Source organism: Sutcliffiella horikoshii, from assembly GCF_002157855.1.
Lineage (GTDB): Bacteria > Bacillota > Bacilli > Bacillales > Bacillaceae_I > Sutcliffiella_A > Sutcliffiella_A horikoshii_C.
On sequence record NZ_CP020880.1, the window covers coordinates 3,146,236 to 3,172,570 of the forward strand.

Below are 26,335 nucleotides of genomic sequence, written 5' to 3' on the forward strand. Positions count from 1 at the left end.
CCAATAAAAATAAAGAAGAGGCAGCATAGCACCTCTTCTAATCATTCTTCCCTTAGTATAACAAAATTCAGTCGTTAAAACCTTCCTGTGTTTACTTTTTCAGGGCGTGCGACAGGTTCTGAAATGTTTGTTCCATCCGTTGCCATCAAACCGCCTTCCCCATCAACCGTAATCGCAATGCTTTCAACCCCTGTTTGTTCAGTCAATGTCAAAACCAGTGAATCAACAATGGATTTTGATACAATTCTTCCTTCAAGGCCAAGGATAGCCTCATTGAAGTTCAATACCAGATTTCCATCGGCCAGTACCGGCTCATCCAGAAGGGCCACTTCATTTGACAAATCATTGGTTAAACCGGAAGTATGGGAAGGACCATTGATCAGCGCGTCTACAATCGCTGAAAACTTTTCTTTCCCTTCCAAATTTAAACGTGAGGTAACAGGGACATAGTAAGGGTCTCCGTTACTGCTTTCTGCCATAAAGTACAATGTAACAGCACGGGAATTCATTAAATCCACCGCTTCAGCAGTATTAAAATTAATTCCATTTGCTCTACTCACACCATCGCCAATCGGCGTTTGATTGACTGGCATCACTGTTTGCTCATGCCCGTTGACCATGATTTGCACCTTTTCCACATTTTCAAACTGGGTCAGTGTCCAAGTGATGGCTTGAAGGATTCTTTCTTCATCTGCTTTATCATAATTAGCAAATTCTTTCGAGAAGTCAGCGACAATCGTCCCATCCTCTTTAAGGTTTACGTCCACTTCCGTCCCAGCCGGCAGAACGGCTCTAAAACCGTTTGGAAGCAACTCATCCACCGGACCTCCGGCAACTAAGTATTCTAAAGCTTGTTTCGCTACTTCATCAGTTCTTGGAAGCTCTAAGGTTTGCGAAACAACGTATCCATTACTATCAATTAAGTATAATTCTCTTTGCACATTTTCTGAAACAGCTGCTTCTTCCCCATCCGTTTCTTCGCCTGATGTATCCGTTTCTGCACCAGTTTCACTTGCGGCATCATCTACATATGAAACATCTTGCGGAATATCCTCTTCTTTTCCTGCCTGCTCGTCACCTCCAAATAATCCACATCCAGATAACAATACAGAAGAAGCAAGCACGGCAGCAGCAGTCAATTTCACTTTTTTATGAGACATAGGTTTCCCTCCTAAGACGGTTTGTACTACTATGTATACGAGCTATTCCCAAAAATAGACCGAGCTTTGGAAAAAGTTTTGTCCCACAAAATGAACGCAAAAAAACAGGGCGGAAAGCCTCCGTCCTGTTTCCTTATTTCTTATATCCCAATCGGATCCAACACAATCGTCTGTACATTTTCAATAGGCTGTTCAAAAAGCTTGCTTGCTATCTTTTCAAAAAGCTCTTTCGAACCTGTTGTGTAAAATTGATGGTTTTCTGTACGCTGTTTTTTATTCAATAGTTTTTTGAAGTTAAGGATAGTACTTACTTCGCGAGCTGTTTCATCACCAGAACTGATTAATTGAATGCCATCCCCCATAACCGCCTGAATGGTAGGGGTTAACAGCGGATAATGCGTACAGCCAAGAATTAGTGTGTCTATTTTCGACCCTTTAAATAGGTGAAGGGTATCTTCCACTATTTCTTTCGCACGCTCTCCTTCAAATTCGCCACTTTCCACTAATGGAACAAAGTTTGGACACGCCAAGCTTTCTACCTTTACTTCATTGTTAATGGATTTCAATGCATTGGCATATGCACCACTGTTGATGGTCCCTACAGTCCCAATGACACCAACCTGATAATTGGATGTAACCTTCAAGGCCGTTCTAGCCCCAGGGTCCACTACTCCTATTACCGGGATGTCCAACTGCTCCCGTATCTCATCCAACACGACAGCAGTTGCTGTGTTACAGGCGATAACAAGCATTTTTATATCATGCGTCAATAAATATCTTGTCATCTCCCATGTATATAGACGAACTTCATCAACAGGCCTAGGTCCATACGGGCAACGCGCTGTATCTCCTAAGTAAATAATGCGCTCTTTCGGCAACTGACGCATAATTTCCTTCGCAACGGTCAACCCGCCAACACCAGAATCAATAACTCCAATTGGTCTTTGCAACTAAATCCCTCATTCTTTCATTTCTAGATGTAATCGTGCTAAACACTTTTCTAACATGAAAATTTCATCTTTGGAATAGTTCTTTAGTATGTTTTGCAAATAGTCCTGACGTTTTTTCACCACTTCAGCAATGATACGCTCTCCTTCTTCTAAAAGGTGAATGCGTACAACACGGCGGTCATTAGGATCCTTCACACGTTGAACCAATTCATTCTTTTCCATACGGTCCACAAGATCTGTGGTCGTACTGCAAGCTAAATACATTTTTGTGGACAATTCACCGATTGTCATATCTCCACCTTCAAGAAGCCATTGCAGTGCAACAAATTGCGGAGGAGTAATGGTGTAATTGCTTAAAATTTCGCGACCCTTTTGTTTTACTAAAGTCGCTATGTATCTTAACGATTTCTCAATATCTGCTACCAATTGTGGATCCTGCAATACTGCTTCATTCTGATTCGTCATTCTCGACCCTCTTTCTTCCCTTTTTCTTTTTATCTAAGCTCTTTTCTCCAGATAAGTTGCTTATCTGAACATAGATGTCATGTAGTCTGTGTCTAGTATGTTTATTTTCTTATGTTTTCATATAAAATGCAAGATGTAAAGGCTTATAAACATATTTACCCACATAGAAATACTTGGGTTTATTCAAAGGTAAATAACCGACTACCACTCTTAACTGTTTGGTCAGAAGATAGTCGGCAGTTTAAGTTAAAGCTCTAATTCTCCCATGCGAAGAAGCTCGACAACTGCTTGGGAACGCCCCTTTACTCCCAGCTTTTGCATAGCATTTGAAATGTGGTTCCGAACTGTCTTTTCACTGATAAACAACTCACCAGCAATCTCTTTGGTTGTCTTATCCTGAACTAACAGCTCAAATACTTCTCTTTCTCTTTTGGTAAGCAATGGCTTTGGTTGAAACTCTTTCTCCTTCAATAATTGTAACCCTCCTTGCCTTAGCCAGAGCTGAACTAGCGGATGGGTGTATATTTAGTCATGGTATAATATGTTAGAAGGAGGGCGGGAGTTACATGTATTTATTCGTATTTTATATTATTTTTTCAATGTTTCTCGGGAAAGAAAGAGATTTCGTTGTTCTTCACTCCATGCTTCCCCTTTTCCAGTGTGCTTATTGAGTTGTACCATACGTCCTCTTCCGACAAAACACGGCTCTCCATTCCCCTTTCTACCTAAGTAATGCAGATCAACAGAAGATGTTCCTACTTGCTGTGCTTTTACGGATACTTCAAGCTCTTCTCCAAAATAAACCTGCTGCAGGAAATCGCATTGCAGATCGGCTACGACTGGAATGGTGTTGCTTCCTGCCTGCGTCCAGTCTTGCATAAAGCCGAGACTTTTGAAGAATTCGATTCTAGCTTCTTCAAAATAGACGAACGGTACTGTGTTGTTAAGGTGTCCGAACATATCAGTTTCAGAAAATCTTACTCTTACTCCATGACTGAATGAGAACTCATTCATCCATTGTTGCAAATCTTCTATATAAGCTAGTTTTTTCATAACCTATTCCTCCTCTAATTTAAAATATTGATGTTCGGTATAACTCCCTCTTTCCTTTCGTTCCAGGTGTTCGCTTTTCGCGGGACGGTGCTTGAGCCTCCTCGGCTTCGCCTGTGGGGTCTCAATCTACCGTTACTCCCCCGCAGGACAAGGAAGGCTTCGGCAGCAATTCATCTCACGAAGAAAATGCGTTAGCATTTTTGAGGAGTCTCACACCTTGCACTTCAGTCAACAGGGGGGGAACTGCTTTAGAATTATAAAAATTGAAGGGATCAACCTAGTTGATTGTAGTGGAAGGCGCGCAGACTTCCGCGGGAGGAAGGGACAGGGGAGACCCCTCAGGCTTGCCGAGGAGGCTCCCGGACCGCCCGCAGAAAAGCGAAGCGCCTGGAACGGAAATCAACTGTCGTTTAAATCATTCTGAATTTTTAGATATATATATTTGTAAAAAACGCCTCTTTTCGCAAAGAGGCGTTCTGTTGGTTAAGCTTGGTCGGAACCAAAGAAGTTTCTGAACATTTGAACCGTCGTGTCGCGGTTAAGCGCAGCGATGGATGTAGTAAGCGGAATACCTTTCGGGCAAGACTGCACACAGTTCTGTGAGTTACCGCAGTTTGCAAGACCTCCATCTCCCATGATTGCTTCAAGACGCTCAGACTTGTTCATTTCCCCAGTTGGATGCGCGTTGAATAGACGCACTTGGGAAAGTGGTGCAGGACCGATGAACTCGGACTTGCTGTTTACGTTCGGGCAAGCTTCCAAGCAAACCCCACATGTCATACATTTGGAAAGCTCATATGCCCATTGGCGTTTTTTCTCAGGCATACGAGGACCAGGTCCAAGATCGTATGTGCCATCGATTGGAATCCATGCTTTTACCTTTTTCAAGGAATCAAACATGCGGCTTCTGTCTACTTGAAGGTCACGTACAACTGGGAATGTGCTCATCGGCTCAAGTACGATTGGTTGCTCCAATTGGTCCACAAGCGCTGTACAGGATTGACGCGGCTTGCCATTGATGACCATTGAACATGCTCCACATACTTCTTCCAAACAGTTCATATCCCAGTTTACAGGAGTCGTCTCTTTTCCATCTTTATTGACGGGGTTACGACGAACTTCCATAAGCGCAGAGATTACGTTCATGTTCGGGCGGTATGCCAATTCAAAAGTTTCATAGTAAGGGGTTCCCTCGGGACCATCTTGACGCTTCACTTTAAACGTTACAGTTTTAGTTTGTTCAGCCATCATTCTTTACCCCCTTTTTTCTTAGAGTAGTCACGCTTACGCGGCGGAATCAAGCTTACATCTACCTCTTCGTAATGGAACTCAGGTGCAGATTTAGGACCTGTGAATTTCGCCATTGTTGTTTTTAAGAATTCTTCGTCATTACGCTCTGGGAAGTCCGGTTTGTAATGCGCTCCACGACTCTCATTACGGTTGTATGCACCGATTGTGATAACACGAGCCAATTGAAGCATATGTTGCAGCTGACGAGTGAACGCCGCTCCTTGGTTGCTCCATTTTGCCGTATCGTGGATGTTGATATTATCATAACGCTCAAGAAGTTCTTGAATTTTTTCATCCGTTTGCTTCAGCTTGTCGTTGTAACGAACAACTGTTACGTTGTCTGTCATCCACTCTCCAAGCTCTTTATGAAGCACATACGCATTCTCTGTGCCGTTCATTGTCATGATTTTGTTCCACTTTGCTTCTTCTTCTTTTACATAACGATCGAAAAGAGACGTTCCAAGAGAATCGGTGGATTTTTCTAATCCATTCATGTATTCTACTGCTTTTGGACCAGCTACCATACCACCGTAGATTGCAGATAGTAAGGAGTTCGCTCCAAGACGGTTTGCACCATGCTGAGAATAATCACATTCACCTGCAGCAAATAATCCAGGGATGTTTGTCATTTGGTCATAATCGACCCAGATTCCGCCCATGGAATAGTGAACAGCAGGGAAGATTTTCATTGGTACTTTGCGTGGATCGTCACCCATGAATTTTTCATAGATTTCAATGATACCGCCAAGTTTGACATCCAATTCTTTCGGATCTTTATGAGAAAGATCCAGGTACACCATGTTTTCACCGTTAACACCAAGCTTCTGGTTTACACACACATCGAAGATTTCACGTGTTGCGATGTCACGCGGTACAAGGTTACCGTAAGCTGGGTATTTTTCCTCAAGGAAGTACCAAGGTTTACCGTCTTTATATGTCCAAACACGTCCACCTTCTCCACGAGCTGACTCACTCATCAGACGAAGCTTGTCATCACCAGGAATGGCTGTCGGATGGATCTGGATGAACTCACCGTTCGCATAATAAGCACCTTGCTGATACACGATCGATGCTGCAGAACCTGTGTTGATAACAGAGTTTGTTGATTTACCGAAAATGATACCAGGTCCACCAGTTGCCATAATAACCGCGTCTGCTGGGAATGATACGATTTCCATGCTTGTAAGGTTTTGTGCGACAACTCCGCGGCAAACGCCATCGTCGTCGATAACAGAACCTAAGAATTCCCAACCTTCATACTTTGTTACAAGACCGGATACTTCGTGACGACGAACTTGCTCGTCTAGTGCGTATAGTAACTGCTGACCTGTTGTTGCTCCAGCAAATGCTGTACGGTGATGCTGCGTTCCACCAAAGCGACGGAAGTCTAGTAATCCCTCAGGAGTACGGTTGAACATAACTCCCATACGGTCCAATAGATGGATGATACCAGGTGCCGCTTCACACATAGCTTTTACAGGAGGTTGATTCGCTAGGAAATCTCCTCCGTATACGGAATCGTCAAAGTGTTCCCAAGGAGAATCCCCTTCTCCTTTAGTGTTTACTGCCCCGTTTATTCCACCCTGGGCACAAACTGAGTGAGAACGTTTAACTGGTACTAATGAAAATAGATCAACTGGTACACCGGCTTCCGCGACTTTGATGGTTGCCATCAATCCCGCAAGTCCACCGCCTACCACGATAACTTTTTTACTCATATGTAACTCACTCCTTAATAGTTGCTGATTAAACGAATGCTAGAATTGCACGTACCCCTACGAATGATAATGCAAAGAAAATCCCGATTGTTACGTAGGTTGCAATAAGTTGAGAACGAGGAGTTACTGTAATTCCCCAGCTTACACAGAAAGACCAAAGTCCATTTGCAAAGTGGAAGATTGTTGCAATTACCCCAACAAGGTAGAACCAGAACATGAACGGACTAGATAAAATATCTGCCATCATGTTGTAGTTAACGTCCGCACCAAGTGCAGCTGCGATTCTCGTTTCCCATACATGCCATACGATAAAAATTAATGTAACGATTCCTGTAAAGCGTTGAAGCATAAACATCCAGTTACGAACAAATCCATACTTGCTTACATTGTTCTTTGCTGTAAAAGCAATATATAAGCCGTAGATAGCGTGGAATAAGATTGGAAGAAAGATTACAAAAATTTCTAGTGCATAACGGAACGGCAAGCTTTCCATAAAATGTGCCGCTTTGTTGAATGATTCTGGCCCTTTTGTCGCAAAGTGGTTGATCACCAAATGCTGAACCAAGAAAAGACCCACAGGAATGACTCCTAGTAACGAGTGGAGCCTACGAAGTAAAAATTCACGTTCAGTTGCCATCACTTAACCCCCTTTTTCAAGTAAGAAAATAGATTAGATGTTTTGTAAGTTCTGCTTTTCACTATCTATTATAGTAAAAAATCATTGAACTCTCCATCTCGTTTTTTAAACTTTCAATATAATGAAAGCCTTTACAGATATATCGACAAATATGTGACATATTTATTTTACTCCCCTATATGTGTAGCGTCAAGAAAACGCGACCAAAAATTGTACTTTTAAAAATACTTTTACCATTAGATAATTTTCAGAAAAATATAAAAATATATTAATAGAATAAAATACTCCATACGTTTCATTTATTAACCCGGTAGGATGGTATATAATGAACAGAGAGAAAGAGGGGAACTAAATGACTGAATCGAACAACCAACAACAAGTGATGGACACACAAATTCAAGTCCCTATCTTCGGGTACGAACTGATTCGCGATATGCTCCTACCTGACCTATTGGGGAAAGATCATACCCAGGTCATCTATTGGGCAGGAAAGCAGCTTGCACGCAAGTTTACCATTGATACTCAAGAGGGAATCGGCCAATTTTTTAAAGAAGCAGGCTGGGGAGAACTTGAACTATTGGAACAGAACAAGCATGAAGTAAAGTACGTGATCCGCGGGGAAATGGTGACGCGCCGCCTTGACTTGAATAAAGACGCGACTTTCCAGCTTGAAGCAGGATTTCTTGCTGAACAGATCCAACGTCTAAAAGGCAAAACTGCGGAAGCGATTGAAGAACAGAAAAAGAAAAAAGAAATATTGATTACAGTGCAGTGGGATAAGTAATGGTGTTGCTGCCTCCAGGGTGGTTAGCCTGAGCTAGTTTAGTTTAGTTGCTGGGTTTTGGGTTATACTGCCTTACGGGTGGCAATTTAATAGAACATGTCGTTCCTTGTCGAACGGCATGTATTTTTTATTTTTGGACAGTATTTGGGTGAGTTTGGCTCGTATTTGCATGAGTTTGGCTCGTATTTTGCTCCGTTCGGCTCGGATTTCTATTTTACGGACAGTAAATCCCCCGCAGCACGTCCTCCAACAACAAAAAAGCACCCTCTCCACAGGAAAAGGGCACTCCACAAACAAAAACTACTATTCTTTTAGCTTAATACTCTCTCAACAGACTCTTCACCGAGCTTAAATGCCACATGTAGTGCTTCAACTGCACGAACCATTTCCGCAACATCAACGACAGTAGAAACTTTGATCTCTGATGTGCTGACCATTTTGACATGAATGCCTTCTGTAGCAAGAACTTGGAACATTTCCGCTGCGACCCCGGGATTGGAAACCATACCAGAACCAACGATGGAAACCTTCGCTAAACCGCTCTCCTGCTCAATACCTGTGAATCCTAGACGGCCTTGATGTTGCTCTAACACTTCAATCGTTTCTTTTACGTCCACTGTTTTAACAGAGAACGAAATATTTGTTGTATCTTTATCCATGCTCGTTTGAATGATGATGTCTACATTCAAACTGTGCTGAGCTAATGTTGTGAAGATCGTGGATAATGTATGTAGTTCATTTGGCAATCCACATACGGTAATGCGCGTGATTTGGTCTTCGAATGCTATTCCTCTGACAACTAGATTTTTTTCCATGGATACTTCCTCCTCAATAATCGTTCCTTCTTCCTCTTCCATACTGGATCGTACAACCAGCTGCACGCCATAATTTTTTGCAAACTCGACCGCACGCGGGTGAAGTACACCTGCCCCTAAGTTTGCCAGTTCCAGCATTTCATCATAAGCAATTGCCGCAAGCTTTCTTGCCCCTTTTACATAACGAGGGTCTGTTGTGAATACTCCGGTCACATCTGTATAAATATCACACTTCTCCGCCTTCAAAGCAGCAGCCAATGCAACCGCTGTTGTATCGGAACCGCCTCGGCCAAGTGTAGTAATCTCGTTATTAGCAGTAATTCCTTGGAAGCCCGCAACAATGACAATCTTACCGGCATCCAAATAACTTTTTAACAAATCTGTTTCAATATTCGTAATTCTTGCGTTCCCGTGTACAGGCTCTGTGCGGATTCCTGCCTGCCAGCCTGTTAAGGATACTGCTTCATGGCCTCTAACTTGCAATGCCATTGCCAATAGGGAGATGGTGATTTGTTCGCCTGTTGTTAAAAGCATATCCATGTCGCGCTTGCTTGGATGGGGGTTAATTGCATTTGCTAATGTTAGCAATTCGTCTGTTGTTTTACCCATTGCTGATACGACGACAACCACTTTGTTTCCGTTTTCCACTTCACTGATGACTCGACTTGCAACGTGCTGAATTCGTTCAACCGAGCCCACTGATGTTCCTCCGAATTTCTGTACAACAATCGTTGACATGTGCACCATTCCTTTTTCATTGATTAGTCTCATCATAATGTTAGATAGTTCTCAGTACGCATTTAGCCATGGCAGCTTTTTTGGGATATAAAAAAACAGCAATGAGCTAATGTCTCATTGCTGTGATTGGTAAAATAAAGAATCCGTTCACGCGGTGAGATAGCTCTCCAGGCAGCACAAAGACAACCTGACAGTCCTACATTTCTTAAACGCAGAACCAGTAAAAAAAAGAAAAAGAGACTTTTTTTTACTTCGGCGATCCTCCCCTTTCCGTAATCATCTCGGAAGCTCTTTCTTCTCCGATTACATACTTTTGAAGTTCGCACCTCTATCATCACTTCATCGATTTGAAGTGGCACATTATGAAATTAATAGTGATTATATCAGACAATAAGATTCCTTACAACACCTATTCGCGAAGTTTTTTAAAAATTTCTTCAGCTATCTGCTTCGGTATTTTTGCAGCTTGTATTTCTTCCACTGTGGCTTCTTTCATCTTTGAGACAGACCCGAAGTGTTTCATAAGCGCTTTTTTCCTTGTTGCCCCAACCCCTGTGATTTCGTCAAGTATTGATTGAAAAACACTCTTACTCCTAATTTGACGATGGAACGTAATCGCAAATCTGTGAACCTCATCTTGGATTCGCTGCAAAAGATAGAACTCTTGACTTGTTCTCTCAAGCGGAACAATCATGGCATCTTCGCCTGCAAGAAGGTTACTCGTTCTATGTTTATCATCTTTCGCAAGACCGACAATCGGAACAAATAAATCCAATTCATTTTCAAGGACGTCCCTTACCGCACTCATATGGCCTTTGGCACCATCAATTACAATCAAATCTGGGAGCGGTAATGATTCTTTCAATACACGCGTGTACCTTCTTCTGACTACTTCCCTCATGGATTCATAGTCATCAGGTCCTTGGACGCTTTTGGTTTTATATTTACGGTACTCACGTTTCTCAGGTTTCCCGTCGATAAATACCACCATGGCAGAAACAGGATCCGTTCCTTGAATATTCGAGTTATCAAACGCTTCTATGCGATGCGGGGTCATGATACCCAGTATTTCCCCAAGGTTCTCGACTGCTTTAATGGTTCGGCTTTCATCCCGTTCAATCAAGGAGAACTTTTCTCCCAGGGCCACTTTTGCATTCTTGTTTGCCAAATCCACCAGCTGCTTCTTTTTACCACGTTGCGGCTGAAGGACATTGGTTTGTAAAAGTTCTTGTGCAACCGGCAGGTCAATTTGACTAGGCAGCATCACTTCTTTTGGTACAAAATGATTTTGCTTAGAATAGAACTGCCCGAGGAATGTAAGGAAATCCTCTTCCGGTTCATTATAAATCGGAAACAACGACACATCTCGTTCAATCAGTTTCCCCTGGCGGATGAAAAAGACCTGCACACACATCCATCCCTTGTCAAAAGCAAATCCGAAAACATCCCTGTCGACAAAGTCATTCATCTCCATCTTCTGCTTTTCCATTGTCGCTTCGATGTTAATGATTTGGTCTCGGAATTCTTGTGCCCGTTCAAACTCCAGGTTTTCAGAGGCTTTCATCATTTTTTCGGTAAGCTCGGTTTTGACTTCTTTGTAGCCTCCATTAAGAAAACGGACAATTCCATCGACCATTTGTTTGTTCGTTTCTTCAGATACATGTTCCACACATGGAGCCAGACATTGACCCATGTGATAGTAGAGGCAAACCCTGTCTGGCAGCGTCATGCATTTTCTGAGCGGATAGATTCGGTCTAAAAGCTTTTTCGTTTCATTTGCGGCTTGAACATTTGGGTATGGCCCAAAGTATTTCCCTTTATCCTTTTGCACTTTGCGGGTAATTAATAGACGCGGATGCTTTTCCGCTGTAATTTTAATAAAAGGATATCGTTTGTCATCTTTCAGCATGACATTGTACTTAGGATTATGTTTTTTTATAAGATTGAGTTCCAATATCAGCGCTTCTATATTGGAGGACGTCACAATATATTCAAAGTCTACAATTTCATTTACAAGTCGTAGCGTTTTGCCATCGTGGCTTCCTGTAAAATAAGAGCGTACACGATTTTTTAGCACTTTCGCCTTTCCGACATAGATTATTGTTCCTTGACGGTCCTTCATCAGGTAACATCCCGGTTGGTCAGGCAGTATGGCAAGTTTTTCTTTTAATGATTCGTTCAATGTTTTTCCTCCCAACCAAAGATTTTTTTCGTATGTAACTATTATACCTTGTTTCGTACGTATGTTCCATTTGGAAGTTTTAGGATTAGTGGGGGATGATGGGATGGGATTTTGGGAGGGTGTTGGTTGACGGTTTTATTGATATATCGTGATTTTTCTTGATATATTTCATTTTTTCTTGATATATTTCATTTTTTCTCGATATAATCCAAATTTTATCGATAAATTGAGATTTTTCTCGATATCCCCACACTCATTCGCCTATCTATACCTCAAAACACGCAAAAAGCCCGGTCACAGGACCGGGCTTTCCCCAAAACGCATTAAGCGTGCTTGTTTAATAATTCAGCCAAAGCTTCTTTCGGTTGGAAACCTACTGCTTTGTCTACTACTTCACCGTTTTTGATAACAAGTAAAGTCGGGATGCTCATAACGCCGAATTTTCCAGCAGTTTCTTGGTTCTCATCCACATCAACTTTTACGATTTTCACTTTGTCACCCATGTCTTGATCTAATTCTTCAAGAACTGGAGCGATCATTTTACAAGGTCCGCACCATGGCGCCCAGAAATCTGCAAGAACTAGGCCTTCCCCAGTTTCTTGTGTAAAGTTTTGGTCAGTTGCATTTGTAATTGCCATAATAAATTCCTCCTAAGCCTTTTATCTCACAGTTAACAATATATGCTGTTAATGTGTTCTCTGACAGATGGAAAATCTTTCAGAGTTTTACTATAGCTAAAGTATAGCATTTACCACATAGTGTTGCTAATTATATGCTTCGTTATAGGTTTACCCGTTTTCGGCCATTTTATTTCATGCTAGTATCCCTCGGTATACCGCTGGTGATTTCCGCACTGGGCTTCGCTTTCCTAGGGGCGCTGCTGGAGCCTCCTCGCTTCGCTTTTGGCCACTGAAAAAGTCTTTGATGTTAGATTTTTTTAAGACACCGCTATTAATTTCCGCAAACGGCTTCGCTTTCACGGGGCGACCTTGAGCCTCCTCGGGCTACGCCCTGCGGGGTCTCAACATTGTCGCTACTCCCCCGTAGGAGTCTTCGCCTATTGCTCCAATCAACAGCTATAAATTATCCAAAAGATAGGTTACTTGGTTTTTCAGTGGCCTCCAACGCTTCAGGGGTCTCCACCTAGCGCTATCTCCCTCAGGACAAGGAAGGCTTCGGCAGCAATACATCGCACGAAGAAAATGCGGTAGGATTTTCGAGGAGTCTTCGCCCTGTGCTCCAATCACCAGCTAGGTTCCTCTTCATCAAAACAGCCAAGCACACAAGTGCCTGGCTGTGATTTGGACTTAGTTTGTCACCAATAGCTTTTTGAATTCAGCTGTTAGCATTGGTACTACTTCGAACAGGTCACCGACGATACCGTAGTCAGCTACTTTGAAGATGTTTGCTTCTGGGTCTTTGTTGATTGCAACGATTACTTTGGAGTTGGACATTCCGGCAAGATGCTGGATAGCTCCGGAAATACCGCATGCAATGTAAAGGTCAGGTGTTACTACTTTGCCTGTTTGACCGATTTGCAAGGAGTAATCGCAATAGTCTGCGTCACACGCTCCACGGGAAGCACCGACTGCAGCCCCAAGTACGTCTGCCAATTCTTTTAATGGCTCGAAACCATCTTCAGATTTCACACCACGGCCGCCAGCTACCACTACTTTCGCTTCGGAAAGATCTACACCTTCCGTAGCTTTGCGAACTACTTCTTTAATGATGGTGCGAAGATCTTTTACATCCACATCAAGGGATGATACGTCACCTGAACGTGACTCATCTTTTTCAAGAGATGCGATGTTGTTTGGACGTACTGTTGCAAAGATTACGCCATCTGTTACGATTTTCTTTTCAAATGCTTTACCAGAGTAGATTGGTCTTGTGAATACAAGGTTTCCACCAACCTCTTCCACTTCTGTCGCATCGGAAATCAATCCGGAGTTCAATTTGGATGCCAGTTTAGGAGATAAGTCTTTTCCTAAAGCTGTATGGCCAAAAATAATTCCTTCTGGGCTTTCGGATTCAATAACTGCCATTAATGCTTGGGAGTAACCATCAGATGTGTACGCTTTCAAGTTTGCGTGTTCAATTGTGACAACGCGGTCTGCACCATAAGCGATTAACTCTTGAGCTAGGGAACCTACGCCTTCCCCAACTAGTACAGAAACTACTTCTCCACCTTCTGCTACTGTTTTTCCTGCTGCAATTGCTTCAAATGATACATTACGCAATGCGGAATCACGCACTTCTGCTAATGTTAATACTTTTCTTGCCATGTTTGTCTCCTCCTGTCCATGTATCTATCTAAAAAATCTTCTTAACAACGCTTTTTGATTTCCGCAGCTGGCTTCGCTTTCCGTGGGGCACTTGGTGAACCTCCTCCGCAAGCCTGCGGGGTCTCACCTAAGCGCTACCTCCCGCCGGAGTCTACGCCATCTGCTCCAATCAAACGATAAATGTTTATATGACGTATTAAATTACTTTCGCTTCGTTTCTTAGTGCGGAAACTAGTTCTTTAACTTGTGCATCTAGTTCCCCTTGAAGCACGCGACCTGCTTCTTTTTTCGGTGGAAGATAGATTTCCAACGTTTTTGTTTTTGCTTCTACATCGTCCTCATCAAGATCTAAATCATCTAGTTCTAGTTCTTCAAGAGGCTTTTTCTTTGCCTTCATGATCCCCGGAAGAGATGGATAGCGCGGGTCGTTCAAACCTTGTTGAGCTGTTACAAGCAATGGAAGGGTTGTTTCAATAACTTCAGAATCACCTTCTACATCGCGCACGATAGTAGCTTTTCCGCCTTCGATTTCTAGTTTCGTGATAGTTGTAACGTAAGGAATATCCAATAGTTCCGCTACACGTGGTCCAACTTGACCAGAACCGCCGTCAATTGCAACATTACCGCCGATAATCAAGTCTGCATCTTTATCTTTTAAGAATTCTGCCAAAATTTTTGCCGTAGTAAATTGATCTCCATTTTCCACATCATCTTCTGTATTGATTAATACCGCTTTGTCAGCACCCATCGCAAGCGCCGTACGAAGTTCTTTTTCTGCTTCTTCAGAACCAACTGTTACCACTGTTACTTCTCCGCCATGCGTGTCTCTTACTTGAATTGCTTCCTCTACCGCATATTCGTCGTATGGGTTGATAATGAATTCTGCACCATCTTCATTTATGCTGCCATTTGAAACCGTTAGTCTTTCCTCCGTATCAAATGTTCTTTTTAATAAAACAAAAATATTCATCACAGTACCTCCTGTTTAAACATTATTTTTATTAGTAATATTCAGATTTTATATTATAAAAAAAATTACTTCCCTTTAAATTCAGGAGCTCTTTTTTCCATAAACGCTGTAATACCTTCCTTGCCATCTTCTGATGTGAAGACCTTACCAAATAATTGTGCCTCTCTGTTTACGCCTTGATAAAATTCTTCATGTTTAGCAAAGCGGGACAATTCAATAACAGAAGCAACCGATATTGGTCCTTTTTGTGCAATTTTTTTCGCCATCTTCAAAGCTTCATCCATTAAAACTTCTTCATCGACGGCTTTATTCGCAAGTCCCCACTGAACGGCTTCTTCCCCAGTCAATGTGTCGCTTGTGAAAAGCATTTCAAATGCCTTTGCGGAGCCAACCAGTTTCGGCAGGCGCTGCGTTCCGGCAAAACCAGGTATTAATCCTAGTTGCAGTTCCGGTAGGCCTAATTTAGCTGTTTTGGTCACCAAACGGATATGACAACCCATTGCAAGCTCAAGGCCTCCACCTAAGGCTGCACCGTGTATTGCTGCGATGATCGGTTTTGGGAAGTTCTCCATTCTTTCAAACAGATCTTGACCAAATTTCGCAAGTTCGGCAAATTCTTCCCCAGTTTCCACCGTGGTGAACTCTTTAATATCCGCACCCGCAGAGAAAAATCTCCCTTCCCCGTGAAGCAGGACTACTCTTACATCTTCTTGCTTTTCCAGGTCATCCATCAATAATGAAAGCTCTTTCAAAACTACGGATGACAAAGCATTCGCCGGGGCTTTGTTGATGGTGATGAGAGCAATTCGATCTTCTACTTTCATTTGCAAGAATTCCATTATTAAACCCTCCTTATGTAAAACGGAGAACTACTTAAGGGGTAGCTCCAAACCCTTTGATTAATAATTCGTGTACTCTTGGTGCAATGGATGTTAGGTCATACTTTTGGTCATTCATAACCCACGTGGTGATTGTTTCATCAATCGTACCGAATACCATTTGCCTTGCAAGGCGGACATCTAAGTCGGAACGAAGCTCACCATTCTGGGTACCAGCCAGTAAAATTTCATCCACAACATGTAGATACCCTTTTAGCACCTCGTTAATCTTTAAACGGAGCTCTAAATTGGATTGCCTTAATTCCAACTGCGTAACGATGGCAAGATGGTGGTCTTCAGCAAGCATGGAAAAGTGTTTTTCTATCAACGTTAATAATTTCTCTGTTGATGTCGATTTTCCTGCAATTTCTTGGCGAATCTTTTCGACGAAGAGTCCCATTTTTTCCTGAAACAGTGAAATAAGAATGTCTTCCTTATTTTTAAAATAAAGATAGATGGTCCCGTCTGCTACTCCGGCTTGTTTGGCGATCTTGGAAACCTGTGCCTGGTGGTAGCCGTTTTCTGCTATGACGATTACTGCAGCATCTATTATTTGTTTATATTTAGGCTTTTGTTGTTTCAAGCTTTTCGCTCCTTTTTGAAAATGAATGAATAATCATTCATATTTTCATGATACTGTACCCTGAATGAACTGTCAATCATTATCTTATCATAATTTTAATGATCGTTACTATACAAAAAAAGAGAGAGAGGCTACTTTCTTCTCCCTCTCTTTAACTATCACTTCGCTATTTTTTGCTTTTCTTCTTCCACCAATGCTCTTCTGAGGATTTTTCCTACGGCGGTTTTTGGAAGTTCATCTCTGAACTCGTAGTATCTTGGGACCTTGTAGGCAGCAAGATGTTTACGGGTATATTGGTCCAATTCTTCTTCTGTCAGCTTGGATCCGGCCTTTTTCACGATATAGGCTTTAACGGTTTCGCCACGGTAAGCATCTGGAATTCCTGCGACTACAACTTCTTGAATTTCTTCGTGTTCATATAATACTTCCTCAATCTCTCGAGGGTAAATATTAAATCCACCGGCAATAATCATATCCTTTTTACGATCCACTACGTAAAAATAACCGCGTTCATCCATATAACCTAAATCGCCGGTTAGGAGCCAGCCATCTTTTAAAACAGCTTCAGTCTCTTCTTTACGATTCCAATATCCTTTCATGATTTGTGGACCTCTTACCGCAATTTCTCCAATTTCACCAGTCGGAGCCAGTTCACCATTTTCCATGGAAAGTATGACGGATTCTGTATTTGGCCAAGGTATCCCGATACTTCCTGACACTCTTTCATCCCAAAGGAAATTGGCATGTGTTACAGGAGAGGCTTCTGAGAGTCCATATCCTTCCACCAGTTTTCCTCCTGTTACACGTTCAAACTGCTCTTGCACCTCAACAGGAAGTGCAGCAGATCCACTGATACAAGAATCTATGGAAGATAAATCATACTTTTTAATATCAGGATGATTTAAAAGGGCGATATAGATGGTCGGTGCCCCAGGAAATAAGGTTGGCTTTTCCTTTTGAATGGCTTTCAATGTGGTTTCAGGGTCAAACTTGGGTAAAAGGACCATTTCAAATGCCTGCATGATAGAAAGGTTCATTACCGCCGTCATCCCGTATACATGGAAGAACGGAAGAATACCAATCACCTTTTCCTGTGCCTTTTTGCATTTATACATCCATTTCACACTCATCATTGTGTTAGAAACAAGATTCATGTGTGTCAACATAACCCCTTTAGGAAAGCCTGTTGTGCCTCCAGTATATTGTAGCAACGCAAGATCTTCGTTAGGGTTGATCGCTACATCAATGGTTTGTGCTTCTGATTGTTTAATGATTTCGGTAAACAAATGGTTTTGTCCACTATGCTCCACCTTCACCACAATTCCGTACTGTTTTTTCTGAACAAAAGGGTAAAGCATGTTTTTAGGGAACGGAAGATAGTCCTTTATTCCCGTTACGATAACATGTTTTAGTTTTGTTAGCGCTTTCACCTTTGACACTCTTGGATATAAAATATCTAGCGTGATGATGATTTCGGAGCCGGAGTCATTGACTTGGTATTCGAGTTCACGTTCCATGTATAGTGGATTGGTTTGCACCACAATTCCGCCCGCTAAAAGAACGCCATAATAGCTGATAACAGCCTGAGGGCAGTTCGGGAGCATGATAGACACTCTGTCGCCTTTTTCAATTCCAAGTTCTTTTAAGTAGTTTGCCAGTTTTAAAGATTGATCATACACTTCTTCAAATGTTAACTTTTTGCCGAGGAAGCTGATAGCCGTTTTGGTTGGATACTCTTCCGCCGCTTGTTTCAAATAAGACTGCAGTGTTCGCTCTTCGAAGTTGATCTCATGAGGTATTTCTTCTGGATAAAGTGATAGCCACGGCTTATTCACTACTTGCTCCATTCCATTCCCTCCTCTTTATCGGCCTGTACTACTACAAAAGGCCCATATCTGTTTGTTATAGTATATCAGCAAATCCATAAAAATTATAACATTTTTTTGATTTTTGCAAAAAATGCTGAAAGATGACATCCTTAGCCAGGAACTTTCAGCTTTATATTCTTTTTAACTCTTTTCTTTTCATAGAATAGATTCGTCAATTTTGGCGCCAAAATAAAAATCAAAATCCCCAGTATCGCTGAGGTCAGGATAAATACACTGCTAAAAACCTTCGCCGCTCCAGTGGCAATAGTTGCAATCACAACGGAAAATTCTCCTCTAGGGGTTAATGAAAAACCAGCTCTCAACGCCACCCGTTTTGTGAGCCCGTACCATCTTCCACCAAGTATTCCGACAAAGATTTTTCCAAGCAAAGCCCAACCAACTAATGTAAGCAATAACCCTACATACGGCACTCCCTCCCCAAGGTCGATTGTCGTACCGAAATGCATAAAAAATATAGGCAGCAGCAAATCTCTCACTGGCAAGGTAACTTGCTCTATAGCTTCAGAGCGCTTCGTTTCGGCAAGCATGATACCTGCCAAAAATGCTCCCAATACTTCTGACAGTCCAAGTAACAATGCCAGACCTGCATAACTAAGGGCAATCCCGACTGTTAGCATGATGAAGATATCACTTCCAACCAACCGCTCAAAGAATTTCTCCAAGCGAGTGAAACCGAAGCGACCAATTACCATCGCTACCACGGTCAACAACAAGATCTTACCCAAAAGAATCATAAAGTCCATCCCTGTTATCCCACTGTCTGAGGCTAATCCTATTAGGACTGCAACAATGATTGGCGCTACAATATCCTCAAAGATGAGGATTGCCAGTATGTATTCCGACTCTGCATTTGCCAATCTTTTCGTACTTTCCAATAGTTTGGCGGAAATTGAGGAGCTTGTAGCATATAGGACCCCTCCTATAATGAAGGAAGTCAGTAGGTCTAGTCCAAAGAATAGACAAATAACTGCTGATATCCCAAAGTTTAAGACAACATCCAATAAGCCTGGTTTCCAGACCTTGGTTGCCATTTTCTTTAGTTTTTTCAAGGGGAATTCCAACCCTAGTAAAAAAAACAAAAGAACAATTCCAATTTCACTGGCTGTATACAATAATTCGTTTTCTGAGATGAATGTTCCGATGCCTAGTCCTAAAAATATATATAGTATGACGCCGGGGATTTTTACTTTCCCCCCAACATACCCCATAACAAATAGAACGAGTAGTATGACTCCTATGCTTACAAGTATCGGAGTACCTTCATGCATCAGGTAGCAGTCCCTCCCCCGCAAAGCTTGGTGAGTTTTTCAATTTGCGCTTGTTTGCCACAAACCATCAGCACATCCGCTTCATGGAGCTTTATATCAACGTCCGGTACAGCGATGTTATCTTCACCCTTTACAATACCAATAATGGATGCCCCTGTTTTGGTTCTTATTTTCGATTCTCCGATGGATTTTCCAATTAAAGAGGAACCTTTTTTCACTTCAATCCACTCAATGATGATTTGTTTCTTAAATATTTTCATTTTATCCATATCTACAGGTTGATAGATAGCACCCAGCAGCTGAGCCCCAAGTTCCCTTGTTTCGTCTGAGGTCAAGGAAATGGAGAAATCTGCTTCATCTTGATCAGGGTCTTCAAAAAAATACATCTCTCGTTTCCCCGAGTGGTGCACAACCAAAACCACCATATTTCCTTCAGCCGTAACAAATGATAGCTTCTTCCCAATCCCCGGTAGTTCCGTAGTCTTAAATTGCATCTTAAGAACCCCTCCCTTACCACCTATATTCTCTAAAACCACCTATTCTCCCTGCCTCAACTTTTCAGGAAAAAAAACTACCAGTCCTTTATAGTGAATATTAGTCAGTGATTAATCTCCGCTGTTCCTTTCCGCAAATGACTTCGCTTTCCGCGGGACGGTGCTTGAGCCTCCTCGCTGCGCTGTGGGGTCTCAAGCTACCGTTACTCCCCCGCTGGAGTCTACGTCATTTGCTCCAACCACAGCTAAAAATCGCGTTAACGATACGTTAATGGTTATTCAGATACCTCGATTAAAAGGTTTTCAATAACCTAATTTGAATGAAGTCATCTTGTTGATTGGAGTGGAAGGCGCGCAGACGCCCGCGGGAGGAAGGGACAGGTGAGACCCCGGTAGGCGAAGCCTGAGGATGCTCACGTACCGCCCGCAGGCAAGCGAAGCGCCTGGAACGGAAATCAACCGGATTTTAAACTATCTTATCGTTTTAAAAAAAGGAAGAAGCAGCAATGTGAAACTTGCTTCTTCTTCCTCACTGTTATTAACTCTTTATGCTACTAAAAGATAAATAATGCCAACTACAATAAACAAAATACAGCATCCTATCAAAACTTTTGCTAATGTTTCCAACGTTTCTACTCCTTATCCAATACTTGCCCCGATAATAAACGATAACCCTACAGAAATGACAAAAGAAATAAATCCGACGGCCCGATTTCCATTTCGTATTTCCTCATCAATGTTAAAGCTTGGCGTTAAAAACTCAAAGATAAAGTAAGCAAACAACAACAAGACAAACCCAGCCGCTCCCCAGCCGATCATCGTCAACAACGAATCATGATCACTGATAGAATACCTGAAAATGTTAGCAATACCGAGTATTTTCCCGCCTGTTGCCATTGCAACTGCAAAATTACCTTTTTTAATTTCTTCCATATTTTTATACTTTGTCACTAGTTCAAAAATAGCCAGAAACAATACAAGACATAGAACAACCACACTAAAATTGGCAGCCGTTCTAACTAAGTCATTTTCCCAAAAAGCAGACATATCAGGCTCCCCTCTTATTTCAGTTCGACGACGGTAACACCAGTGCCACCTTCAGACGCCTCACCAAATCGATAATTTTTGACGGAACGATGATTTTTCAAGTAATTCTGCACCCCAACACGCAATGCTCCTGTTCCTTTACCATGAATGATAGAAACTCGGTGATAGCCTGCTAAAGTTGCGTCGTCTAAGTATTTCTCCACTCTCATGAGTGCATTTTCAAAACGTTCACCACGTAGGTCAAGCTCGATGCTTACATGATAGTCTTTCCCTTTGATGGTAGCGAGTGGCTTTGTTTCCACGGGCTTTGGTCTGCTAACATATTGAATGTCTTTCGTTTTCACTTTCATTTTCATGATGCCGATTTGAACTTGCCATTCTTTGTCTCCCGTTTTTTGTACGAGATGCCCTTTTTGATTAAGACTCATAACTTTCACTTCATCACCAGGTTCAAGTGTTTGGTTGCTGACTTCCTGTTTTTTCGTGGCAGCAGATTTTTTAACGGTAGGCACAGCGCCTTCCAATCGTTTTTTCGCATCAATCAATTCATGCTCTTTTACATTGGCGTGCTGTTCTATGCGCATTTTACGCAACTCACGGATAACCTTTTCTGCTTCTTCTTTTGCATCCTCCACCATCTTCTCGGCTTTTTCGGCTGCTTTTTCGTACAATTTATCACGCTGTTCATTTAACTCATGCATTTGCTGTTCGAGATCTTCATGAAGTTGTTGTGATGTTTTTCTTATTTTTTCTGCTTCTCTCCATTCTTCTTCCGCTCGTTTTTGGGAAGCTTCCAAAGAAGCAATCATATTCTCCACTTTGTTGCTATCCTCACTGACAAATTCTTTGGCACGGTCAATAACTTCCATACTTAAGCCTAGTCGTTTGGATATTTCAAACGCGTTACTTCTTCCTGGAACCCCGATAAGCAAACGATACGTAGGGCTTAGGGTATCCACATCAAATTCCACACTGGCATTTACCACGCCTTCCCGGTTATAGCCATAAGCCTTCAGCTCAGGATAGTGGGTGGTCGCAATGACACAGGCACCGCGTTGATAGACTTCATCCAAAATGGAAATAGCAAGGGCGGCCCCTTCTTGAGGATCTGTTCCTGCTCCAAGCTCATCAAAAAGAACAAGGCTGTCATGATCGACCTTTTTAAGAATATCCACAATATTAACCATATGCGAAGAAAATGTACTTAAACTTTGTTCGATAGATTGTTCATCACCGATATCTGCATAAACTGCGTTGAACACACCAACTTCCGATCCGTCTTGAGCGGGTACATGCAATCCGGATTGAGCCATAATCGTTAACAAACCTAGTGTTTTCAACGTTACGGTCTTACCACCTGTATTGGGACCGGTTATCACGATAGAGGTATAATCTTTTCCGAGCTCTATGGTGTTTGGGACCACCTCATCCTCATTGATTAGAGGGTGTCTTGCCTGAACAAGCCTGATATATTTTTCATTATTGATCTCAGGCTTTGTTCCGCGAATATGCTTTCCATACTTTGCTTTAGCAAACATAAAATCTATTTCCGCCAAAATATGAACATTTTCAAGAAGCTCGCGGGCAACTTCTGCCACTTCAGCTGAAAGTTCGGCAAGGATACGATCTATTTCAAGCTTCTCTTTTACCTTCGCTTCCTGCAGGACATTGTTTAGGTCTACCACCTGCTGGGGCTCAATGAACAATGTCGCACCAGATGAAGATTGATCATGAACGATTCCGCCATAAGAATTGCGGTATTCTTGTTTTACTGGTATGACATAACGCTCATTACGAATGGTGATGATCGCATCTGACAACATCTTCTGTGCGTTGGAAGAACGAATCATGCTTTCAAGTTTCTCTCGTACTCTGGATTCAGTCGACCTTAATTGCTGACGGATTCCTCGCAGCTTATCACTAGCCCCATCAAGTACTTCCCCGTATTCGTCTATACAATTTTTGATATTGCGTTCAAGTTCAGGATAGATGATTAACTGATCCATATACTCTTTTAAAATAGGAATGGATATATCTTCATCTAATACAGATTCCACAAAACGGTCCAGCTTTCTTGCAGCATAGATGGTTCCCGCTATATCCAATAGTTCATGAGTGTTCAATGTCCCGCCGATCTCCGCGCGTTTCACATGTCCACGGATATCGGTGATTCCTCCAAGCGGAACTTCCCCTTTTAAGCGGAGAACAGTTGCTGCCTCGTCTGTTTGCAGCTGTCTTTTTACCACCTCTTCATAATTGGTGGCAGGCGTCAGCTGGGCCACTTTTTCTTTTCCTAAGGAAGATGCCGAAAAAGTAGCCAATTTATCTTTTACTTTATTAAATTCCAATACCTTTAAAACTCTCGGTTGCACGTTACCATAACTCCCTTCTGTCTTTCTATTACGTATGGTGTCGTGTTAAAAATTTCTTTAACTCGTCTAGCGACCATGTATTGATCACATTGTCCTTTTTGATCCAGCCTTTTCTTGCCGCTGCCACTCCCACTTCCATATGTTCGAGCATGTCGATGCTATGGGCATCTGTGTTAATGACAAGCTTCACACCAGCATCCTGTGCAAGTCGGACATAATGACTCGCAAGATCCAAGCGGTTTGGATTGGCATTGAGCTCAAGCGCCGTATCAGTTTCTTTTGCCAGCTGAATTAACATTTCCACGTCCACATCATACCCTTCCCTGCGTCCAATCAGCCGTCCTGTAGGGTGTGCGATAATGTCTACATGATTATTTTCCAATGCTTTTCTTAAGCGGTCCATGATTACTTCTCTCTTTTGCGAAAAGCTTGAATGAATGGATGCGATGACAATATCCATCTCCTCCATTAACTCGTCATCATAATCAAGAGAGCCGTCCGGAAGAATGTCCATTTCCACACCGGATAATATCGTAATATCATCATACTTTTCATTAAGTTTCTTAATTTCTTCCTTTTGCTGTCTTAGGCGTTCTGGCGTCAATCCGTTTGCCACTTTCAAATATTGAGAATGGTCCGTTATTGCCATATATTTATACCCTTTTGCACGGTTTGCTTCTATCATTTCTTCTATTGTGTAGGCACCATCACTGTAGGTGGAGTGCATATGAAGATCTCCTTGTATGTCATTCAGTTGCACCAATGGTATTTCTCCATGCTTCAATGCATAATCTATTTCCGTACCATCTTCCCTGATCTCAGGCGGGATGAAAGGCAGGTTAAAATGACGGAAAAAAGCTTCTTCCGTTTTGAAATGCTTCATTTCTCCCGTTTCCACATTTTCCACACCGTACTCACTAATTTTTTCTCCGCGGTCTTTTGCAAGCTGGCGCATACGGACATTATGATCCTTTGAGCCGGTAAAATGATGAAGGGTTGTCGTGAAACTTAGTGGCTCGACCATGCGGAAATCAACCGACACATCATAATCATATTTTAGAATGATGGATACTTTTGTATCACCATTGGCGATAATTTCTGTCACTCTATCCATTTTCACAAGCTGCTCTCGTACCTTTGTAGGATCTGTTGTAGAAATGATAAAGTCCAAGTCTTTAATTGTCTCTCTGTATCTGCGCAAGCTTCCTGCACGGGAATATTCCTCTATTCCCTCCACTGTTGCAAGGAATTGTTCAATCTGCTCTGCAATTGGCGTCATGAAAGAAATAGGCAAACGATCTGGACGTTTCCCCACTTCCTCGATTGCAGCAAGAATTTTCTCCTCTGTCTTTTTTCCAAAGCCTGCAAGCGCCTGCACCTTTCCCGCTTCACATACTTCTTTCAAGCTTGCCATATCTATTACGTTCAGCTCTTGATAAAGTTTCGCTATTTTCTTGCCGCCAAGTCCAGGCAATTTTAATAGCGTGATCAATCCTTCTGGTACTTCTTGTTGAAGCTCTTCTAAAACAGATGACTTTCCTGTTTCTAAAATTTCATGGATAACCGCTGCAGTTCCTTTTCCAATCCCGCTTAACTTAGTAAAATCCTCTATCTGACTTAAGCTTCTCTCATCATTTTCAAGGGCCAGCGCTGCTTTTCGGAACGCCGAAACTTTAAAGCCGTTCTCGCCCTTCAATTCCATATATGTCGCAATCGTTTCAAGCCATTTCACGATTTGTTTTTTATTCACGTTTCTTCACCTGACCTTATGTAGACTTATCTTATTAAATCATACAAATAATTGAGGCAAATGTACAATCGAACAAACCAAATCCATAAAAAAACAGACCTAAGGAAGGCCTGTTTTTCGTTTGCATTATTGTTTGCTTGCCATATACCCGGACCATAACTCTTGTAGTTTTTCTGAGAATATCGGCGTATTTTCCACAATACCCTTCGCCATGGAAGAATCACTGATGGAGGATTGCACAATTTCCATGGGAACCAATGCTCCTATGTACAAGAAAATAAAGACAATCAAATAAACTTCCACAAATCCTAACACCGCACCAGCCCAGCTGTTCACCTGCTTTAAAATCGGCAAGTGGGAAAGGAAATCCAGCATCGAACCAATAATTTGTGCCGCAATCCTGGTACCGAAGAAGAGGATGGCAAAAGCAATAGCTCTATAATAAGCTGTATCTAGGCTTATTGTCTCAAAAAACATGGAAAACTCTGCGTTTCCAAAACTCGGCATTGGCACCCATAGCTTCAGCTTTGGGGCTAAATCAGCATAAAACATATATGCAACCACAAATGCTGCTATAAAGCCGGAAAGATGGACAATCTGCATAATGAATCCTCTGCGGATCCCAACAATCAGTCCCATAATAAATAGAAAGATAATAATCAAGTCTAACATCGTACTCAACCCTTTTTCTTTAATTCTCTCTCAAGCATATCGTAATCGTCTTTTAATTTGATATAATCATGTACAACGTTCACCGCAGTCAGAACTGCCAATTTACTGATGTCCAGGTGTGAATTTTTACTATTGATTTCTCTCATTTTTTCATCGACAATGGAAGCAACAAGTCGTATGTGACTTATACTTTCCGTACCAACAATCGAGTATTGTTGTCCATATATGTCGACAGTTGTGCGAGTTTTTTGCTCTGACAACGTGTATGCCCCCATTCATTAAAATCCTAATCCTTATAATACCACGAAACTTTCTAAAGTGGAAAAGAAACATGG

At 42.0% G+C, this 26,335-nt stretch carries 25 protein-coding genes and 1 riboswitch; of the genes, 2 read left to right on the top strand and 23 right to left on the bottom strand.

What is annotated here, in order from left to right:
• Nucleotides 1-74 precede the first annotated feature (74 nt).
• From B4U37_RS16280 to B4U37_RS16310, 8 genes are all read right to left on the bottom strand, one after another.
• Nucleotides 75-1,160, bottom strand: a complete 1,086-nt coding sequence (locus tag B4U37_RS16280) for a GerMN domain-containing protein (RefSeq protein ID WP_088019042.1) — start codon at nt 1,158-1,160, stop codon at nt 75-77.
• A 140-nt stretch (nt 1,161-1,300) separates the two neighbouring features.
• On the bottom strand, nt 1,301-2,110 hold the full coding sequence (gene racE, locus B4U37_RS22265) for a glutamate racemase (protein ID WP_010195782.1): 810 nt from the start codon (nt 2,108-2,110) through the stop codon (nt 1,301-1,303).
• A 9-nt stretch (nt 2,111-2,119) separates the two neighbouring features.
• Nucleotides 2,120-2,575, bottom strand: a complete 456-nt coding sequence (locus B4U37_RS22270; protein WP_063560031.1) for a MarR family winged helix-turn-helix transcriptional regulator — start codon at nt 2,573-2,575, stop codon at nt 2,120-2,122.
• Between the two features lie 246 nt (nt 2,576-2,821).
• Nucleotides 2,822-3,046, bottom strand: a complete 225-nt coding sequence (gerE, locus tag B4U37_RS16290) for a spore germination transcription factor GerE (protein WP_047972062.1) — start codon at nt 3,044-3,046, stop codon at nt 2,822-2,824.
• Nucleotides 3,047-3,163: 117 nt separating this feature from the next.
• Nucleotides 3,164-3,628 (bottom strand): acyl-CoA thioesterase, encoded by a 465-nt coding sequence (locus tag B4U37_RS16295; protein ID WP_088019043.1) that lies wholly within the window; start codon nt 3,626-3,628, stop codon nt 3,164-3,166.
• A 483-nt stretch (nt 3,629-4,111) separates the two neighbouring features.
• Nucleotides 4,112-4,879: a succinate dehydrogenase iron-sulfur subunit gene (sdhB, locus tag B4U37_RS16300; protein WP_034774763.1), complete on the bottom strand. Its 768-nt coding sequence runs from the start codon at nt 4,877-4,879 to the stop codon at nt 4,112-4,114.
• Complete coding sequence (sdhA, locus tag B4U37_RS16305) at nt 4,876-6,636, bottom strand: succinate dehydrogenase flavoprotein subunit (protein WP_088019044.1); 1,761 nt, start codon at nt 6,634-6,636, stop codon at nt 4,876-4,878. The genes sdhB and sdhA overlap by 4 nt, the downstream gene beginning before the upstream one ends.
• Nucleotides 6,637-6,664: 28 nt before the next feature.
• A complete protein-coding gene (locus B4U37_RS16310) occupies nt 6,665-7,273 on the bottom strand; it encodes a succinate dehydrogenase cytochrome b558 subunit (RefSeq protein ID WP_060664849.1) in 609 nt (202 codons plus the stop codon).
• 352 nt (nt 7,274-7,625) lie between these two features.
• Between B4U37_RS16310 and B4U37_RS16315 the strand changes: the two genes are divergently transcribed.
• Nucleotides 7,626-8,057, top strand: a complete 432-nt coding sequence (locus B4U37_RS16315) for a YslB family protein (RefSeq protein WP_010195754.1) — start codon at nt 7,626-7,628, stop codon at nt 8,055-8,057.
• 311 nt (nt 8,058-8,368) lie between these two features.
• Here the strand turns inward: B4U37_RS16315 and B4U37_RS16325 are convergent, their stop codons facing one another.
• The 10 genes from B4U37_RS16325 to B4U37_RS16375 all read right to left on the bottom strand — a co-directional run bounded on the left by B4U37_RS16325 (nt 8,369) and on the right by B4U37_RS16375 (nt 20,159).
• Nucleotides 8,369-9,610: an aspartate kinase gene (locus tag B4U37_RS16325; protein WP_088019046.1), complete on the bottom strand. Its 1,242-nt coding sequence runs from the start codon at nt 9,608-9,610 to the stop codon at nt 8,369-8,371.
• A 152-nt stretch (nt 9,611-9,762) separates the two neighbouring features.
• Nucleotides 9,763-9,949: riboswitch (Lysine riboswitch) on the bottom strand.
• A gap of 70 nt (nt 9,950-10,019) precedes the next feature.
• On the bottom strand, nt 10,020-11,792 hold the full coding sequence (gene uvrC / locus B4U37_RS16330) for an excinuclease ABC subunit UvrC (RefSeq protein ID WP_088019047.1): 1,773 nt from the start codon (nt 11,790-11,792) through the stop codon (nt 10,020-10,022).
• Between the two features lie 323 nt (nt 11,793-12,115).
• Complete coding sequence (gene trxA / locus B4U37_RS16335) at nt 12,116-12,430, bottom strand: thioredoxin (protein WP_010195744.1); 315 nt, start codon at nt 12,428-12,430, stop codon at nt 12,116-12,118.
• A gap of 669 nt (nt 12,431-13,099) precedes the next feature.
• Complete coding sequence (locus tag B4U37_RS16345; protein ID WP_088019048.1) at nt 13,100-14,077, bottom strand: electron transfer flavoprotein subunit alpha/FixB family protein; 978 nt, start codon at nt 14,075-14,077, stop codon at nt 13,100-13,102.
• A gap of 196 nt (nt 14,078-14,273) precedes the next feature.
• Entirely contained in the window at nt 14,274-15,047 is a 774-nt protein-coding gene (locus tag B4U37_RS16350) for an electron transfer flavoprotein subunit beta/FixA family protein (protein ID WP_088019049.1), read from the bottom strand.
• Nucleotides 15,048-15,112: 65 nt separating this feature from the next.
• Nucleotides 15,113-15,886 (bottom strand): enoyl-CoA hydratase, encoded by a 774-nt coding sequence (locus tag B4U37_RS16355; protein WP_088019050.1) that lies wholly within the window; start codon nt 15,884-15,886, stop codon nt 15,113-15,115.
• A 34-nt stretch (nt 15,887-15,920) separates the two neighbouring features.
• Complete coding sequence (locus B4U37_RS16360; RefSeq protein ID WP_060664841.1) at nt 15,921-16,508, bottom strand: fatty acid metabolism transcriptional regulator FadR; 588 nt, start codon at nt 16,506-16,508, stop codon at nt 15,921-15,923.
• Between the two features lie 158 nt (nt 16,509-16,666).
• Nucleotides 16,667-18,355, bottom strand: a complete 1,689-nt coding sequence (locus tag B4U37_RS16365) for a long-chain-fatty-acid--CoA ligase (RefSeq protein WP_088019051.1) — start codon at nt 18,353-18,355, stop codon at nt 16,667-16,669.
• Nucleotides 18,356-18,486: 131 nt separating this feature from the next.
• Nucleotides 18,487-19,665, bottom strand: coding sequence for a cation:proton antiporter (locus B4U37_RS16370; RefSeq protein ID WP_088019052.1), 1,179 nt, complete (start codon nt 19,663-19,665; stop codon nt 18,487-18,489).
• Nucleotides 19,665-20,159: a cation:proton antiporter regulatory subunit gene (locus B4U37_RS16375; RefSeq protein ID WP_088019053.1), complete on the bottom strand. Its 495-nt coding sequence runs from the start codon at nt 20,157-20,159 to the stop codon at nt 19,665-19,667. Before B4U37_RS16375 ends, B4U37_RS16370 begins: the two co-directional genes overlap by 1 nt.
• Before the next feature lie 409 nt (nt 20,160-20,568).
• Here B4U37_RS16375 and B4U37_RS22070 point away from each other — a divergent pair, with 409 nt between their 5' ends.
• Entirely contained in the window at nt 20,569-20,724 is a 156-nt protein-coding gene (locus B4U37_RS22070; RefSeq protein WP_157663813.1) for a hypothetical protein, read from the top strand.
• A gap of 74 nt (nt 20,725-20,798) precedes the next feature.
• Here B4U37_RS22070 and B4U37_RS16380 read toward each other — a convergent pair whose 3' ends face one another.
• From B4U37_RS16380 to zapA, 5 genes are all read right to left on the bottom strand, one after another.
• The gene (locus B4U37_RS16380) at nt 20,799-21,206 is read right to left on the bottom strand and encodes a DUF350 domain-containing protein (protein ID WP_088019054.1); all 408 of its coding nucleotides are present in this window, start codon (nt 21,204-21,206) and stop codon (nt 20,799-20,801) included.
• Nucleotides 21,207-21,220: 14 nt separating this feature from the next.
• A complete protein-coding gene (locus tag B4U37_RS16385) occupies nt 21,221-23,578 on the bottom strand; it encodes an endonuclease MutS2 (RefSeq protein WP_088019055.1) in 2,358 nt (785 codons plus the stop codon).
• A gap of 28 nt (nt 23,579-23,606) precedes the next feature.
• A complete protein-coding gene (gene polX / locus B4U37_RS16390) occupies nt 23,607-25,328 on the bottom strand; it encodes a DNA polymerase/3'-5' exonuclease PolX (protein ID WP_088019056.1) in 1,722 nt (573 codons plus the stop codon).
• A gap of 126 nt (nt 25,329-25,454) precedes the next feature.
• A complete protein-coding gene (locus B4U37_RS16395) occupies nt 25,455-26,000 on the bottom strand; it encodes a CvpA family protein (protein WP_088019057.1) in 546 nt (181 codons plus the stop codon).
• Between the two features lie 5 nt (nt 26,001-26,005).
• Complete coding sequence (gene zapA, locus B4U37_RS16400) at nt 26,006-26,275, bottom strand: cell division protein ZapA (RefSeq protein ID WP_088019058.1); 270 nt, start codon at nt 26,273-26,275, stop codon at nt 26,006-26,008.
• Between the last annotated feature and the right edge of the window lie 60 nt (nt 26,276-26,335).

Excerpts from the sequence above, each read along its gene's own strand:
- B4U37_RS16280 (WP_088019042.1), bottom strand. The coding sequence starts at position 1,160 with ATGTCTCATAAAAAAGTGAAATTGACTGCTGCTGCCGTGCTTGCTTCT.
- B4U37_RS22270 (WP_063560031.1), bottom strand. The coding sequence starts at position 2,575 with ATGACGAATCAGAATGAAGCAGTATTGCAGGATCCACAATTGGTAGCA.
- B4U37_RS16295 (WP_088019043.1), bottom strand. The coding sequence starts at position 3,628 with ATGAAAAAACTAGCTTATATAGAAGATTTGCAACAATGGATGAATGAG.
- sdhB (WP_034774763.1), bottom strand. The coding sequence starts at position 4,879 with ATGATGGCTGAACAAACTAAAACTGTAACGTTTAAAGTGAAGCGTCAA.
- sdhA (WP_088019044.1), bottom strand. The coding sequence starts at position 6,636 with ATGAGTAAAAAAGTTATCGTGGTAGGCGGTGGACTTGCGGGATTGATG.
- B4U37_RS16310 (WP_060664849.1), bottom strand. The coding sequence starts at position 7,273 with ATGGCAACTGAACGTGAATTTTTACTTCGTAGGCTCCACTCGTTACTA.
- B4U37_RS16315 (WP_010195754.1), top strand. The coding sequence starts at position 7,626 with ATGACTGAATCGAACAACCAACAACAAGTGATGGACACACAAATTCAA.
- B4U37_RS16325 (WP_088019046.1), bottom strand. The coding sequence starts at position 9,610 with ATGTCAACGATTGTTGTACAGAAATTCGGAGGAACATCAGTGGGCTCG.
- trxA (WP_010195744.1), bottom strand. The coding sequence starts at position 12,430 with ATGGCAATTACAAATGCAACTGACCAAAACTTTACACAAGAAACTGGG.
- B4U37_RS16345 (WP_088019048.1), bottom strand. The coding sequence starts at position 14,077 with ATGGCAAGAAAAGTATTAACATTAGCAGAAGTGCGTGATTCCGCATTG.
- B4U37_RS16350 (WP_088019049.1), bottom strand. The coding sequence starts at position 15,047 with ATGAATATTTTTGTTTTATTAAAAAGAACATTTGATACGGAGGAAAGA.
- B4U37_RS16355 (WP_088019050.1), bottom strand. The coding sequence starts at position 15,886 with ATGGAATTCTTGCAAATGAAAGTAGAAGATCGAATTGCTCTCATCACC.
- B4U37_RS16365 (WP_088019051.1), bottom strand. The coding sequence starts at position 18,355 with ATGGAGCAAGTAGTGAATAAGCCGTGGCTATCACTTTATCCAGAAGAA.
- B4U37_RS16370 (WP_088019052.1), bottom strand. The coding sequence starts at position 19,665 with ATGCATGAAGGTACTCCGATACTTGTAAGCATAGGAGTCATACTACTC.
- B4U37_RS16375 (WP_088019053.1), bottom strand. The coding sequence starts at position 20,159 with ATGCAATTTAAGACTACGGAACTACCGGGGATTGGGAAGAAGCTATCA.
- B4U37_RS22070 (WP_157663813.1), top strand. The coding sequence starts at position 20,569 with ATGCTCACGTACCGCCCGCAGGCAAGCGAAGCGCCTGGAACGGAAATC.
- B4U37_RS16380 (WP_088019054.1), bottom strand. The coding sequence starts at position 21,206 with ATGTCTGCTTTTTGGGAAAATGACTTAGTTAGAACGGCTGCCAATTTT.
- B4U37_RS16395 (WP_088019057.1), bottom strand. The coding sequence starts at position 26,000 with ATGTTAGACTTGATTATTATCTTTCTATTTATTATGGGACTGATTGTT.
- zapA (WP_088019058.1), bottom strand. The coding sequence starts at position 26,275 with ATGGGGGCATACACGTTGTCAGAGCAAAAAACTCGCACAACTGTCGAC.